We start from the raw sequence: 14869 nt of genomic DNA, 5'->3' as shown, positions 1-14869 counted from the left end.
CCATTAATCACCGCATCCATTATGAATCCCCCACCATACTTGTCCGAGCGCAATCGATCCGTCATTGATCGGGGTGTCGCACTGGGCATAAAACTCTCGATCTCCGAAGCCATGGATCAACATACGGATCACCTCCCGGTTTTGGAAGACCCCGCCGCCGATGACAACTTTTAGAGCCGGATACCCATCGGCAATTTTGACAATGATCGCAGCAACGGTGGAAATAAAACGTCCGGCGATCTCTTTTTTGGCCGCTTCTTTATCAACGGTGTTGTGTTCGATGTCGATGATCTCACCGATCATCTCCGTCACATCGATCTCCCCCTCCCTCAACGCAAATCCAAACGGCGTATAGGGGCGATCCTCGACGTAGCTCTCCATTACCAGTCCCCCCTGCCCCTCATAATCAAGAGTCTGGATAAATCCCCCCAGCGACGCAACCGCGTCAAAAAGGCGCCCCATCGAACTGCTCATCGGGGAATTAATCCCTTTTTGCCACATATGGTGCATCTGCCGTATTTCGTGACTCATAAACGCCTCCGCACACGGGGAGTTCAGGCAAAGCACCTCATCGAGGGTGAAGCGTTCAAACAGCAGCGACAATCCGATCCGGCGGGGTTCTTTGATCGCCCTCTCTCCGCCGATCAGAGCAAAGGGTTTGAGGGTGTAGATCCGCTCATACCCGTGAAGATCGGCGATCATCACCTCTCCCCCCCATATACGGCCATCCTCCCCGTACCCGGTCCCATCATACGCAAACCCGACCACTTTTTCCCTCAGACCGTACTCCGCCATGCAGGCCAAAATATGGGCATAATGGTGTTGAATAAAAACTTTTTCCTTAACCGTTGCAGAAACAACGTAGCGGCTGGAGCTGTAATGCGGGTGGAGGTCTCCGATAAGACGGCGCGGAATGAAATCGTAAAATCGTTTCAGAGTTTTGATTGTCCGCTCAAAATAACCGTCCGCTTCAAGCGATCCCAGATCGCCGATGTGCCCTCCGAGGAGCACCGTCTTCTCGGCCGCGACCGCAACGGCACTTTTTTGGTGAGCCCCGACCGATAAGGTCGGGATATCGATAGGCTTCTCTAACGAAAGCGACCACGGAGCCGCCCCCCTCCCCATCCGAAGCGTCACTTTTCGCCCCTCAACAACCTGTATCACCGTGTCATCGAGAGCATTGACGATGGTACGGTTGTGGTCAAGTATTCCGTCCACAACATCACCTAACAACGCTACAATCTCCTCTTGACGGATGATGATCGGCTCTTCGGAGCGGTTCGCGCTCGTCGCGACGAGGGGGAAATCGATATGCTCAAACAAAAGACGGTGAAGCGGAGTATAGGGGAGAAACGCGCCGATACGGCGAATTAGCGGAGCGACGCGGGGACTGAGGATCGTATTGGACAGGGAGCGTAGAATCACGATCGGCTTTATCTCCCCCTCGATCCATGCCGCTTCCTCCTCATCGACCGCAGCGCATTCGCGAATCCGCTCCAGTGACGCAAACATCACCGCAAGCGGTTTGCCGGGGCGGCGTTTGCGCAGCCGCAATTTCTCGACCGCCGCATCGGAGGTCGCATCGCACATCAGATGAAATCCCCCCAGCCCCTTGAGGGCGATGATTTTCCCCTCATGCAGCATCCTCGCCGCCGATTCGATCGGATTACCTGTAATCACTTCTCCATTTTTATCAAAAAATTGTAACTGTGGACCGCATTTCGGACAACTTATGGGTTCGGCATGGTAGCGGCGCGATTCGGGATCGCTGTACTCCGCAGTGCATTCGGGACACATGACAAATTTTTTCATGGAGGTTCGGACGCGGTCGTAGGGGGGAGTCTGGATAATCGTATACCTCGGACCGCAATCGGTGCAGTTGATAAAGGGATAGCGGTAGCGGCGGTTCGCGGGATCATCCATCTCCGCCTCGCACGCCCGGCAAAGCGCCGTGTCAAGCGGAATCACAGCCGTACCGGGCCCCTCAATACTTTCACGGATTTCAAAATCGGCATAGCCCAAAGGATCGGCATCCGTGATCTCGACAAAATCCATTCGGGCACGATCAGGGTAAGCACAACGAAGCGCGGCGGTAAAATCATCCAGATTTTCCCCCTCCGCATCGATATAGACCCCCTCTGCCGTGTTGGTCACATACCCTTTGATCCCGCAACGCTTCGCTTCACGATAAACGAAGGGGCGAAAACCGACCCCCTGTACACGGCCGCGTACCGTAATAACGATCCGTTTAGAGATAGATCCCGCCGATGACTCCATTTTCTCTCCCGATCGGAAAACTGCGTGCCGCTAACGGCGACGTGTTTTTGAGATTGCGCATCATGCGGCTGTAGAGACTCTGGTTTGCGATCGCCGCTCCGCAGATCACCGTCTCTTGTGCTTTTGAACGCTGTTTCAATTCGGTGAGTATATCACCAAAATAATCCCCCAGCGACTCAAAGATCGAATAACATAAAAGGCTCTTCGGGACATCGGCCAAAACATAACTCAGGATGCTCGCCAAAAAGACGACGGGGTCGAAACGGCTGTCGGTGCTTTTGATGTCGATCTGCGTCCCCCCCTTGCCGTTAAAACGGAGCGATTCGCGCATCAACGCATCCAACGAGGGGTGATCGAGACCGATGATCATCGCGGCCGCTTCAAACACGCTGCACGGAGCCGATTCGATCTTCTCCAATGCGGCAAACACCTCGGGGCGTTTATGGCGGCAGTTTTCGACCAAACGCTCAGACCCCTCGCGCAGCCTCTTCAGCGATTCGATGAGCGACGCATGGTGAAACGTGATCGAGGGGACCGCACGGACCAGACGCTTGCCGTTGTAGTACAAAAACGAGATGCTCTCATCGAAATGGACCCCGACCGCACTGCAAGAGAGGGCGTCATGTTCGGCAAGGACCGCCATGAACGACCCCTCATCCTGAGAAAAATCGCGGCGGTTCGAATGGTTCAGCTCAAACGGCTCCCCCTCCAAAACCGACAGACGGCTCCCCGCAGCCGAAGCGAACCGTCCCGTCTGATCGATAAGCTCCCCCCCGCCTTGTGCGACATAGACCAATCCATGGGCGACGCTGAGGGTCGGATGGGCGGCAGGAAAGTGTGCCGGAAAGGAGACCCGCTCCCCTTTCTGGATAAAACGGACCTCTTTGTTGACGAAGAGGTGCAGATCGCTTTGGACATTCGTCTCCGGATCGAACGTCATCTCGGCATCATAGCCCTCAAAATTTTCCGTATAGCTGACCACACCGATGCCCGCTTCGCGAAGCTCCCGTGCCAGCAGAAGGGCAAACCCGTCATCGGGGCATTTGACATCCCGGCTCTCCCCCAGTATCTGCTGAAGGGCTTCGTCTTTGAGTGCCGTGTGGAGGATCGGCCGCTCGATGGCCGTAAGGGCATTTAGCTCCTCATCAATCACCGCCAGATAGTCGGTGATTTTTGTCATATCGCAGATCATGAGGGTCTCCGCCTCCCGAGTGCACAACTCATACCGCCGCTTTCCGAGGGTACTTTTGATACTCACTTTTTTCCCTTGCGAAATGAGGTGTGCGGCATGTTTGAAAAGGCGGCGGTATTCGACGCTGCTGCGGGCGCTCATCCCCTCAAATCTTACCGGGATCGGACATTCGTTGCAGCTAATCTGCGGATACCCCTCACGAAACCCCGCTTCCTTAGCCTCTTCTTCACAGGAGGGGCATGCACTATGAGAGGAGAGACGGGTATTTTCCCTGATATACGGATAATGTTCAAAAAAGGCATATTGACCGCCGCAGTGGTTGCAGGAGGTAAAGGGGTAATAGTAGCGCGCACCGGCAGGATCAAGCATCTCGCGGGTACAGGAGGGGCACAAACCGAGGCCCAGAGGCAAAGCGCGTTGCGCACCGCTCTGCTCATCCACCGCTTCATCATCGAACGCGTGGGTCACCGAACCCAGAAAGATCGACGAAGGGGCGGATGAAGAGAGAATCTCCATAAAAGACTCAAGAGCCCCGCTGCGCTCATCCAAAGCGCAGACAACTGAGTTTTTCTCTTTGATGATCCGGGCATTGATCCTAACTTTGCGGGCAAGCGCACCCAAATACCGGGGATAAAGAAGCTGATGCGACGCATCGGCGAAACGGAGAATAAATGCCATAGGTTAAAATGCCGCCATCGTCGGATTGGCGTAGGCATTGATAATCCGGTTCAACGATTTGGCCTCCTCTTTCGGCGTAGCCTCGACTCCCGCATCGCGCAATACCCCCAATACGGTTTGGATATAGGGGTCAAACTGCCCTTTGACCCGATCGGTGAGATCAATGACGACGCTTTGGATATCGTGCGGGATGATCCCGACGACGCTGACGTCCGCCATTTTATCGAGTAGGGAACAGATCTCCAGCATCTCGACCACCTCCACCTCATGGGCCGTCTGGCGATAGCTCCCCAGCCCCATCAGCGCATCGGCGGGAAGATGGTAGATACTGCCGGCCTCATCGTCGATCGTCACGGTATCGAGGATAATGACCCGATCGTACGACTGGTAATAGGTCATCAGTTTGAATCCCAAAACACCGCCGTCGATGATATCGATCGGGGGATTGAACGCAAAGTTCTCTTCGAGGTATTTTCCCGCATAAACCCCTACCCCCTCATCCATAAACAAGATATTTCCGACACCCACGACCACTGTATTTGACATCAATTCCCTTTTTTTACAAACTTGGTACCGCCGATAACGATGGCAATATCACCCTCTTTCCAGAAGATCGTTCTCCAGACCTGATAATAGACATGGAACATCACCCATGCCACGATCCACCACATCGTCATATGGTGGGCGATCCGTACCTCCATGTTTCCGCCGAATACGACCAGCGTCCAGTCGGTCGCCAGATGGAGCATCAGCGGCCACCATGCGCCGATACTGCTGATTCCCGATTCCAACCCCTGCACGTACATCTGCAACCCGCTGAGGAGCATAAAGATAAGCATCAGGTGCATGATAGCGAAATAAACGGCGTTAAAACTGTCACCGTGTTCTGAACTGAACTCTTTTTTCCGGTTGAGGGTCAAAAGATTGATGAAAACCTGTCCGAACTCCCGGATATTGTCGAGTGAAGGGATCAGTTTTTTGTACGCTTTTTCAAAACGGCTGAAAAAGTAGAGATAGGCGACGACGACCGAGGTGATGTCGAGGAGAATCGCCCCCATCAGATGGATCCACCGGTTCCACGCCATGACGTATTTGTCCACCGCCGGGTCGGCGATAAAACTCTGATAATAGGGATGGGCGATATAGAGGCCCGTGATCACCGCCGCGATAACGGAGATGACATTGACCCAGTGGATGATGCGCATCGCGCCGCTCATCCGCTTGACTGTTGTATAGGTGTTTTTCATTTCAGCCCCCTTAGACGGCGCAGAGGGTATCGACCCGATAGACCCCGAGTTCTTTCCCTTTCGTATCGACAATATGAACCGCACACGCGATACACGGGTCAAAACTGTGGATCGTACGCAAAATCTCCAGAGGCTGGTCGGGATCGGCGACCTTTGTCCCGATCAGGCTGGCCTCATAGGCTCCTCTGCGCCCTTTGTAATCGCGCGGGGCGGCGTTCCAGGTAGAGGGGACGATCGCCTGATAATTGGCGACTTTCCCCTCCTCGATCCGGACCCAGTGTCCCAGTGCGCCGCGCGGCGCTTCGGCCATACCGTATCCGCGCGCGCTTTTGCTGACGACATTAAAATCGAACTCCGTCCAGGTACGCAGGTCGCCCGATGCGACGTTTTTAGCCAATTCATCGACCCATTCGACCATCACATCGGCCATCAGCTCCGTCTCGATCGCCCGCGCCGCCGTCCGTCCGACGGTGGAGAACAACACCCCGATCGGGAGATTTCCCTTCTTGAGGAATGTCGTGACGTATTGGGTGATCCGCTCGTCTTTTGCGGCGACACCGACCACCATACGGGCCAACGGTCCCACCTCCATCCGGGTATCGTCGTAGATCGGCGATTTGATCCAGCTGTATTTTTTATCGGTGTCCAGATAGGCGATCCCGTTCTCTTTTTTACCGAATCCGGTGTAGTTCGGGATCGTCTGACCGTCATACGGATGGAGCGGTTTGCCCCCCTCATACCACGAGTGGGTGACGTCTTCGGCGATCTTCTCCTGCTCCAGCGGAAGGAGTTTGGAGATATCTCCGCCGATGACGATTCCGCTAGGAAACAGCAACGCCGATTGATAAAACCCGGTGTCATCCAGACGGAAATCTCCGTAGCTCAGATAGTTTTTCAGACCCGCGCCGGTCCCCTCAAGCGCCTCGTCGGCATACATCGTCCCCGCCATATAGACATCGGGAAGATAGGCCCGTTTGATGAAATCGCGAAACTTCATCAGCAGCTCTTTAAAGAGGGCGATACGGGCCGGGTTCTGGATATCCTGTACACAGGTCACCCCGCCGACGACGATGCTTTGCGGATGGGGGTTCTTACCGCCGAAGATCGCCTGCATCTTGGCCGCATCGCGCTGAAGGTCAAGCGCTTCGAGATAGTGCGATACCGCTACCAGATTTTGTTCGGGGGTCAATTTATAATGCTTGTTCCCCCAGTACCCTTTGGCAAACGGTCCGAGACGCCCTTGTTTGACAAACTTGGTCAGCCGCTCCTGCACCCCTTTATAGACTGAGACGCTATCGCCCCACGCATGTACCCCGGCAACACCGGCCCATTTCTGAGCCTCGGCAACCGCTTTGGCCGGATCGGCTTCGAGCGCTTTGGTGATATCGACCCAATCCAGAGCGTGCAAATGGTAGAAATGGACGACGTGGTCATGCAGGTACAACGCCCCTTGGATCAGGTTTCGGACGATCCGGGCATTTTTCGGGATCGTGACGTTAAACGCATGTTCGACCGCTTCGATACTGCGCTGATAATGGGTCCCCGTACAGACACCGCAGATACGCATCGCCAACAATCCGCAGTCGCGGGGATCGCGCCCTTTGAGGATCTCTTCGATTCCGCGAAACATCGTTGAAGCGCTATAAGCGTCAACAATCGTATTGTTCTCATCAATCACCGCCTCGATACGCAGGTGTCCTTCGATACGGGTTATCGGATCGATTACAATATGTTTACTCATTATGCTTCTCCCTCATCTGATTTTTTTCCGGCAACGGCGCTTGCCGCAGCGTGAATCCCGATACCGACGGCCGTAGCGCTGAGCAAGCCCAGACCGAACTCATCCACACTCTTCTCTACGCCGCCCGTAGGGGCTTTGATGTGAGCATCCGCCATGGGACGCTCATACGCGTATTTATCCCAAAAATCGGGCTCCGAACACCCGATACATCCGCGTCCGACCCCGATCGGCCAGTTGACCGCTTCGTTGTAGCGGACGATGGAGCAGTTGTTAAAGGTCATCGGCCCTTTGCACCCCATCTTATAGAGACAAAAATTGTTTTGTGCCCCCTCATCGCCCCACTCCTCGACATACTCGCCCGCATCGAAATGGGCGCGGCGTTCGCAGTTGTCGTGGATGCGATAACCGAACGCAAACTTCGGACGCAGAAGCGAATCGAGTTCCGGAACCTGTCCGGTCATGACGAAATGCAAAATCACCCCCACCATATTGGCCGGATTGGCCGGACAGGCGGGGATATTGATGATCGGTTTGCCTTTGATCACCTCCATCACCCCAACCGCTCCGGTCGGATTGGGGGCGGCGGCGGGGACACCGCCGAACGTCGCACAGCTTCCGACCGCGACAACCGCCGCCGCATCGGCGGCCACACGGAGCAGGTGCGCTTCAAAGGTCTCACCGCTTGCCCCGATCGTACACCACTCTTTCCCCGCACCGACGGGAATCGACCCTTCGACGAACAGGAGGTATTTGCCTTTAAAGCTCTCCATCGCTTCATGCAGCTGTGCTTCGGCCTGATGCCCCGCCGGAGCCATCAGCGTCTCATGAAACTCAAGTGAGATGATATCAAGGAGAATCTCATCGATTTTCGGCCCGTCACTGCGCAACAGCGCTTCGGAATTTCCCGCACAGTCTTGGAGTTCCAGCCAGATAACCGGTACGCGGTTCATCAATTCCGCCGCTTCGGCAACAAGGGGGGTAAATATAGGCGGAAGCATCAGCATCGCCGTCGCCGCACTGGCCCATTTTAAAAATTCGCGCCGGTCATACCCTTCGTCTTCGAGAATTTCCCGGAAATCGATCGCATTGAGCGGTGCCATCGCCTTGAGCTCATCCAGTCTCGCACGGCATCTCTCAAAAAGATTTTGGTAGTAGGCATCCCCTTTATTGGTCTGCACCTGAGCTCTGTCCGTCGTAAACAGACTCATTATCACGTCACGTCGCTGTGCCATCTGCTCCCCCTCTAAAATGAATAATCATTCACTATTCTAGACCTGGATAACTTAAACGAATATTTAAACTATAAAATTTAATTTAACATTTTATCTTCCTAGTTATTATTGGGACCGGCACAGAAAATCTTCCTCCGATACCGATGGATATCGCTCCGATCTCCCTTGACATTTATAAAGAACAACAATACAATTTCATCAATTAGTTGCATAATCAACTATCTAGGAGTTTTAATGAATCGATGTGAATGTCCGACGGGAGAATCTCTGGGTTGTCTCGCCAATCATGCCGCGTACGCTACACGGGCTTTTTTAACCAAACGACTGGAACAAAACGGTATCGATATGACAATCGAACAGTTCAAAGTGATGATCGTGTTGTGGAAAGAAAAAGTTTCGACCCAACAAAACATTGCCGACTTTGTCGGAAAAGACAAAACATCCGTAACCCGACTGATCGCCGGTTTGGAAAAACGCTCTCTGATCCAAAGAACAACCGCGTGTCAGGATAAACGGTGCAATCATGTCACCCTCACCCCTCAGGGGATCGCACTTGAGAAACCGACAATGCACGTGTTGGAAGAAGCTAACCGATATCTGCATCAGGGGATCGATCCCGATGAACTTGCCGTTACGCTGCGCGTTTTAAAACAAATGTGCCAATCCCTTAATACTCTACAAAAGGAATCTGAATGAATCGCCTCTCTTCCCTCGCCCTCTCTTCCCTTTTACTCCTCACGATCAGCGGATGCGAACGTCCCAAAGCGGCCGGTATGGAAAAACCGCCCGAAGGGCCTGTCCCGGTCACCCTCACCGAAGTGAAATCGGGAAATTTCCCCGCAGTTCTTGAAGCAACGGGGCAGACTCAGGCCTATTATACGGTTCAGGTCTACGCACGGGTATCGGGATACCTCCTTAAACGTGCCTATACCGAGGGGGAGATGGTCAAAAAAGGGCAAACCCTCTTTGAAATCGACCCTTCCGATTTGAAAAATGGACTTGAGAGCGCCAAAGCCGCTTACGAATTGGCATCGGCCAACCACACCAATGCCAAAGCGGTTCTAAACCGGATTAAACCGTTAGCCCAGGCCAATGCGGCCAGTCAGCAAGATCTTGATACCGCTATGGCCAATGAACGCAACACCGCCGCTGCACTCATGGGGGCCAAAGCATCGCTGGAACAGGCCAAACTCAACCTCAGCTATACGACGATCAAAGCCCCGATCAGCGGTTTTGCCGACAAATCCAAAATCGATATCGGAACCTACATCGCCGCCGGGGCGAACGGTCTGCTGAGCACAATGTATCAGAATGATCCGATCTATATCAATTTTACCTTCAGCGAAAACGAGCGGACCGCCCGCCAAAACGCCATCGCCGGCGGCAAACTCGTCGCTCCCAAAAACGGACAGTACGATGTGGAACTGACCCTGGGCGACGGAACGACTCTAACGCGAAAAGGGAAAATCAATTTCATCGCCCCCTTTATCGATTCAACGACGGGGACGATTACCTACCGGGCGATTATCGACAACAGCGATCATACACTCCTTCCGGGTCAATTTGTCCACGTAAAAGTGAAAGGGATGGAGTGGAAAGATGCCCTCTATATCCCGCAAAAAACACTCCTTACGGGGGATAAAGGGAAATTCGTTTACGGGGTTGAGGCCAATAACACCGTCACTCCCAGACCGGTTGTCACCGGTGAATGGGTCGGTGAAAATATCCTGATCGAAAGCGGCGTCAGTGTCGGCGATAAAATCGCTGCCGATGGGCTGCCGAAACTCAAACCGGGTGCCGATATCATCCCGAATAAAAAATGAAAAAGTTTCTTGAAATTGAATTCTGCCTCGCCAGAGGCAAGCTTCAGTGCCATAGCGGCCAGCGTAGCTCTAGGGGTTTTACCCCTAGAGCGTTCAACTATAAGGTTTGACCATGTTTAGTAAATATTTTATCAACCGACCTGTTTTATCGGCCGTCATTGCGATGATAATCGTCTTGTTGGGCTTTGCGGCGATCCGGAGTCTTCCGATTTCGCAGCTGCCCAATATCACCCCGCCGACCGTCGTGGTTACCGCCCAATACCCCGGCGCCGATGCGCAAACCATCGCCGACACGATCCTTTCTCCTCTGGAATCTCAAATTTCCGGAGCCGACGGGTTAATGTACATCTCCTCCAAAGCGGCCGCCCTCCCCGGAAGCGCTACGATCACCTGTACTTTTAATATCGGGGTCAATCAGGACATGGCAGCCGTCGACGTCCAGAACCGGATCAACTCCGTCCTCGCCCTCCTCCCCCAAAGCACCCGGGATCTGGGGGTAACCGTCCAGAAAAAAACCTCGGACATTCTCCTCCTCGTTGCGGTCACCTCGCCGGATGAGAGTTTCGACTCGATTCAGATCAGTAACTACATCTCCTCCACTCTCCTCGATGAGATCAAGAAAACCCCCGGTGCGGGAAGGGCACAGATTTTCGGTCAGCGCGACTACGCGATGCGCGTTTGGCTTAACCCTGACAAAATGGCCTCTTTGGGGGTCAGTACGACCGACATCGCCGGAGCGATCAAAGATCAAAACATCCAGGTCTCTCCGGGACGTCTGGGGCAAGGACCCACGACGCCTGAGCAGATGTGGACGATGCAGCTCACCAGCAAAGGGCGTTTTTCAACCCCCGAAGAGTTTCAAAACATCATCATCCGCTCCAAACCCGACGGTTCGACTCTGCGCCTCAAAGATGTCGCCCGAGTCGAGCTCGGCAGCCAAAACTACGAATTTTTCGGACGGGTGAACGGCAAACCGGCCGCCATGATCGGGATTTTTGCCGATACGAATGCCAATGCCCTCGACACCTCCGCCGCCGTAACGGCCAAGATGGAGAAACTGGCGAAGAAGTTTCCAAAAGGGATCGCCTACGACATCCCCTATAACACGACCGATTTCGTCAAAATTTCGATCGAAGAGGTCCTTTTTACCCTCCTCGCTTCGATCGTTCTGGTGAGTCTGGTCATCTACCTCTTTTTGCAAAGCACCCGCGCGGCCCTGATCCCGATCCTCTCGATCCCGATCTCGCTGACGGGAGCGTTTATCGGAATGTACCTGCTGGGGTATTCGATCAATACCCTCACCCTCTTTGGACTCGTTCTCGCCATCGGAATCGTCGTCGATGATGCGATCGTCGTCATCGAGAACATGGAGCGGATTTTACAAAGCGAAAAACTCTCCCCGCGCGAAGCGGCTATCAAAGCGATGATGCAAATCTCCGGCCCCGTTATCGCGATCGTCCTCGTCATGTGTGCCGTTTTTATCCCCGCCACCTTCATGGGGGGGATGACCGGACAGCTGTACAAACAGTTCGCCGCCACGATCGCGATCTCCGTCGTATTTTCCGGCTTTATGGCCCTCACCTTTGCCCCGGCTATCGGCGCTTTGATCCTCAAACACCACGAGAAGGAGCCGGCACGTTTCTTCCGCTGGTTCAACCGCGCCTTCGGAAAAATGACCGAGAACTACGTCCGCCGTTCGGGCTTTATGATCCGCAAATCGCTGATTTTTCTGGTGATCTACCTCTCCACCTACTTTTTCATCGGCTATTTTCACAAAACGCTCCCGAGCGCCTTTTTGCCGATGGAAGATCAGGGGTATTTCATCACGAGTATCAATCTCCCCGACGGAGCCACTTCCAACCGTACCCTCGAAGTGGTCAAGCAGGTAGAAGCGATCCTGGGAAAACAGGAAGGGGTTTACAAATTCACCGCCATTACGGGGCTCAATATCCTCACCTTTTCCCAAGAACCCAATTCCGCCGTTATCTTCACCCGGCTCAAAGGGTGGGATGAGCGAAAAACCAAAGAGCTGGCCGTCTTCGGTATCTTAAACACCTTGGGGCCCAAATTCGGAAGCATCAAGGAGGCCAAGGTGTTTGCCATGCCTCCGCCGCCGATTCGGGGAATGGGGCCGTCGGATATGTTCAGTTTCCGTTTGCAGCAGCCCGGAGACAACAATTTCAGCAAACTTGCCGACTCCACCAACTTTTTTATCGGCGAATTGCGGAAAGATCCACGGTTTAAAAATCCCTTTTCGACGATGAATATCACCACCCCGACCCTCTCAGTCGAAGTGGATCGGGAAAAAGCGAAAATGCTGGGACTCTCCGTCACCGAAATTTTCCAGACCCTTCAAGCGACGATCGGGTATATGAACATCAACCAGTTTGACAAAAACGGAAAAACCTACTGGGTACAGATTCAGGCCGACGCTCCCTACCGAACCAAACCCGAAGATATCGGCCGAGGATGGGTCCGCTCGTCAAGCGGCAAACTGGTCCCGCTATCAAGCGTCGTGAAAGTCTCCATGTCCAGCGCCCCCTCAAGTATCGAACACTTTAACGGGGTTTTGAGCACGACGGTGATGGGGGCTCCGGCTCCGGGGATGAGTTCGGGAGAGATCATACAGATTCTGGAAAATACGGCCGATACCGTCCTTCCCAACACTATCAGCTATGACTGGGACGGCCTCTATCTCCAAGAAAAACTCGTCGGTTCCAAGGCGCTGATCATTATGGTATTTGCCCTGATCATGGTGTATCTGATCCTTGCCGCACTCTATGAGCGCTGGACATTGCCGATCTCGATCATGCTGGCGGTCCCCTACGGAATCATGGGAGCTTATACGGTCGTATGGATGATCCCGTTCTTGAACAACAATGTCTATTTTCAGATCGGTTTGCTGACCCTTATCGCCCTTTCGGCAAAAAATGCGATTCTCGTCGTCGAATTTGCCGAAGAACAGCGCCATATGGGCAAAAGCATCTACGATGCGGCGATGGAAGCGGCACGTCTGCGTTACCGGCCGATGATGATGACCTCATTCGCCTTTTTGGCGGGGATGCTCCCCCTTATCCTCAGCTCCGGCGCTGGAGCCATGGGGCGCTTCTCGATCGGGGTGGCCATGTTTGGCGGGATGCTGGCGGCAACCTTTATTGAACGGTATTTTATCCCGTTCCTCTATTATTGGGTTTCAACGATTAAAGAGAAATTAGCCCCTGAAAAAGGTATCACACATGAATAGTTCTATCTCTTATGGATCGCTCATCCTTGCCCTCCTCCTCGGCGGATGCGCCATCGGTCCCGATTACAAACGGCCCGAAGTCGCCACTCCCGATACGTTTCGGCACATGGAGTCCAACCAAAGCACCGTAAAAACGGTCGATCCCCAATGGTGGAGAGCGTTTAACGATCCGCAACTCTCCGCGACCGTCGAACATGCCCTGATTAACAACTACGATCTTCTTGCCGCACAGACCTCTGTGGATGCCATGCTGGGAAAATTCGATCAGGCCAAATCGTATCTCTATCCCCAGATTAACGCCAACAGCTCCCTGACACGCAAAGGGGTTCAGAATGCGACTACCGGAGGGTATCAGCTTCGAGAAGGGGTTACGTCGACCTATGCCGCGTCCCTCTCTCTGGCCAGCTATGAGATCGACCTTTTCGGCAAAGTACGCCGTGCCAACGAAGCAGCGCGCGCCCTCCTCCTCACAACCGAATATGCCCGGCAAACCCTTCAAATCGCTATCGCATCGAGTGCGGCAGTTTCGTACATCAAGCTTGCCTCCCTCAACGGGCAAATTGCTCTGGCCAAAGAAAACCTCAACGCGTCCCGTGATATTGAACAGCAAAGCGCCCTTAAATACCGCCACGGAGTGATTACCGAATCTATTTATCTGCAAGCGCAATCGGAATACGAGGGTGCAAAAGCTACCCTCTCACAACTCGAAGCGGCCAAGATTGGCGAAGAGGCAACCCTCAATCTCATCTTAGGGGAGAATCCCCAAGCGATCAAGACGACCGATCTAAGTGCCATCCGTATTCCAAAAATCCCCGAAGCCCTCCCAAGCAGCATATTGGCAAACCGTCCCGATATCGCCGTAGCGGAACAAAACCTCATCGCCGCCAACGCGCAGATCGGTATTGCCCGCGCCGCCTATTATCCCAGTATCCGTTTAACGGGTATGCTGGGCGTTCAGAGTCTCGAACTCAGCAACTTTGTCACCAACCCGGCCCAATTATGGGAAATTGCCCCCGCAATCACTCTCCCTATTTTCTCTGCGGGACGGATAGAAGGGGAGATCAAAACCGCCGAAGCCGACCATAACAAAACCCTGTTACAATACCAAAAAGCGATTATCGGCGCTTTCAATGATGCCGATAACGCCATCGGACAAAATGCCAAGGCCAAGGAACAGCTGCACTATCAGTTAAAACGGACCGAAGCGATCCAGAAAGCGTATGAACAATCCCGTCTCCGCTACAAAGTAGGGACAATTTCCTACGGTGACCTCCTCCTGGTCCAGCAGCAATGGCTTCAGGCGTCACAACAAAACATCCTTGCCCAACAAAACACCCTGATTGCAACCGTATCGCTTTACAAAGCACTTGGCGGCGGATGGGATAAAAGTTCCCATCTTCCGGAACAAAATCTCCTCCCTGCAGGGCGGTAACGC

10 protein-coding genes are annotated in these 14869 nt (G+C 53.6%); 4 read left to right on the top strand and 6 right to left on the bottom strand.

What is annotated here, in order from left to right:
• Positions 1 to 3: 3 nt before the first annotated feature.
• The 6 genes from hypF to M0P91_RS11160 are packed head-to-tail and all read right to left on the bottom strand — an operon-like array spanning position 4 to position 8367.
• The gene (gene hypF / locus M0P91_RS11185; protein WP_295067295.1) at positions 4 to 2277 is read right to left on the bottom strand and encodes a carbamoyltransferase HypF; all 2274 of its coding nucleotides are present in this window, start codon (positions 2275 to 2277) and stop codon (positions 4 to 6) included.
• Complete coding sequence (locus M0P91_RS11180; RefSeq protein ID WP_295067292.1) at positions 2249 to 4147, bottom strand: hypothetical protein; 1899 nt, start codon at positions 4145 to 4147, stop codon at positions 2249 to 2251. The genes hypF and M0P91_RS11180 overlap by 29 nt, the downstream gene beginning before the upstream one ends.
• Positions 4148 to 4150: 3 nt before the next feature.
• Complete coding sequence (locus tag M0P91_RS11175) at positions 4151 to 4693, bottom strand: HyaD/HybD family hydrogenase maturation endopeptidase (protein WP_295067289.1); 543 nt, start codon at positions 4691 to 4693, stop codon at positions 4151 to 4153.
• A complete protein-coding gene (locus M0P91_RS11170) occupies positions 4693 to 5394 on the bottom strand; it encodes a cytochrome b/b6 domain-containing protein (protein ID WP_295067286.1) in 702 nt (233 codons plus the stop codon). Before M0P91_RS11170 ends, M0P91_RS11175 begins: the two co-directional genes overlap by 1 nt.
• 10 nt (positions 5395 to 5404) lie before the next feature.
• Positions 5405 to 7135, bottom strand: coding sequence for a nickel-dependent hydrogenase large subunit (locus M0P91_RS11165; protein WP_295067284.1), 1731 nt, complete (start codon positions 7133 to 7135; stop codon positions 5405 to 5407).
• Positions 7135 to 8367, bottom strand: a complete 1233-nt coding sequence (locus M0P91_RS11160) for a hydrogenase small subunit (protein WP_295067281.1) — start codon at positions 8365 to 8367, stop codon at positions 7135 to 7137. Before M0P91_RS11160 ends, M0P91_RS11165 begins: the two co-directional genes overlap by 1 nt.
• Before the next feature lie 234 nt (positions 8368 to 8601).
• On the opposite strand from M0P91_RS11160, the gene M0P91_RS11155 reads away from it, so the two are divergent.
• The 4 genes from M0P91_RS11155 (at position 8602) to M0P91_RS11140 (ending at position 14866) form a co-directional block, all read left to right on the top strand.
• A complete protein-coding gene (locus M0P91_RS11155) occupies positions 8602 to 9063 on the top strand; it encodes a MarR family transcriptional regulator (protein WP_295067278.1) in 462 nt (153 codons plus the stop codon).
• Complete coding sequence (locus M0P91_RS11150) at positions 9060 to 10190, top strand: efflux RND transporter periplasmic adaptor subunit (protein WP_295067276.1); 1131 nt, start codon at positions 9060 to 9062, stop codon at positions 10188 to 10190. The genes M0P91_RS11155 and M0P91_RS11150 overlap by 4 nt, the downstream gene beginning before the upstream one ends.
• A gap of 112 nt (positions 10191 to 10302) precedes the next feature.
• On the top strand, positions 10303 to 13434 hold the full coding sequence (locus M0P91_RS11145; RefSeq protein ID WP_295067273.1) for an efflux RND transporter permease subunit: 3132 nt from the start codon (positions 10303 to 10305) through the stop codon (positions 13432 to 13434).
• Positions 13427 to 14866 carry an efflux transporter outer membrane subunit gene (locus tag M0P91_RS11140; protein ID WP_295067271.1) on the top strand — a complete coding sequence of 480 codons (1440 nt, stop codon included), beginning with the start codon at positions 13427 to 13429 and terminating at the stop codon, positions 14864 to 14866. Before M0P91_RS11145 ends, M0P91_RS11140 begins: the two co-directional genes overlap by 8 nt.
• Positions 14867 to 14869: the final 3 nt, after the last annotated feature.

This window comes from Sulfuricurvum sp. (assembly GCF_023229695.1).
Lineage (GTDB): Bacteria > Campylobacterota > Campylobacteria > Campylobacterales > Sulfurimonadaceae > Sulfuricurvum.
This window is presented reverse-complemented; position numbering and strand designations above follow the sequence as displayed.

Bases quoted from the DNA above. Each gene is read 5' to 3' on its own strand.
- hypF (WP_295067295.1), bottom strand. From the start codon at position 2,277: ATGGAGTCATCGGCGGGATCTATCTCTAAACGGATCGTTATTACGGTA.
- M0P91_RS11180 (WP_295067292.1), bottom strand. From the start codon at position 4,147: ATGGCATTTATTCTCCGTTTCGCCGATGCGTCGCATCAGCTTCTTTAT.
- M0P91_RS11175 (WP_295067289.1), bottom strand. From the start codon at position 4,693: ATGTCAAATACAGTGGTCGTGGGTGTCGGAAATATCTTGTTTATGGAT.
- M0P91_RS11170 (WP_295067286.1), bottom strand. From the start codon at position 5,394: ATGAAAAACACCTATACAACAGTCAAGCGGATGAGCGGCGCGATGCGC.
- M0P91_RS11165 (WP_295067284.1), bottom strand. From the start codon at position 7,135: ATGAGTAAACATATTGTAATCGATCCGATAACCCGTATCGAAGGACAC.
- M0P91_RS11160 (WP_295067281.1), bottom strand. From the start codon at position 8,367: ATGGCACAGCGACGTGACGTGATAATGAGTCTGTTTACGACGGACAGA.
- M0P91_RS11155 (WP_295067278.1), top strand. From the start codon at position 8,602: ATGAATCGATGTGAATGTCCGACGGGAGAATCTCTGGGTTGTCTCGCC.
- M0P91_RS11150 (WP_295067276.1), top strand. From the start codon at position 9,060: ATGAATCGCCTCTCTTCCCTCGCCCTCTCTTCCCTTTTACTCCTCACG.
- M0P91_RS11145 (WP_295067273.1), top strand. From the start codon at position 10,303: ATGTTTAGTAAATATTTTATCAACCGACCTGTTTTATCGGCCGTCATT.
- M0P91_RS11140 (WP_295067271.1), top strand. From the start codon at position 13,427: ATGAATAGTTCTATCTCTTATGGATCGCTCATCCTTGCCCTCCTCCTC.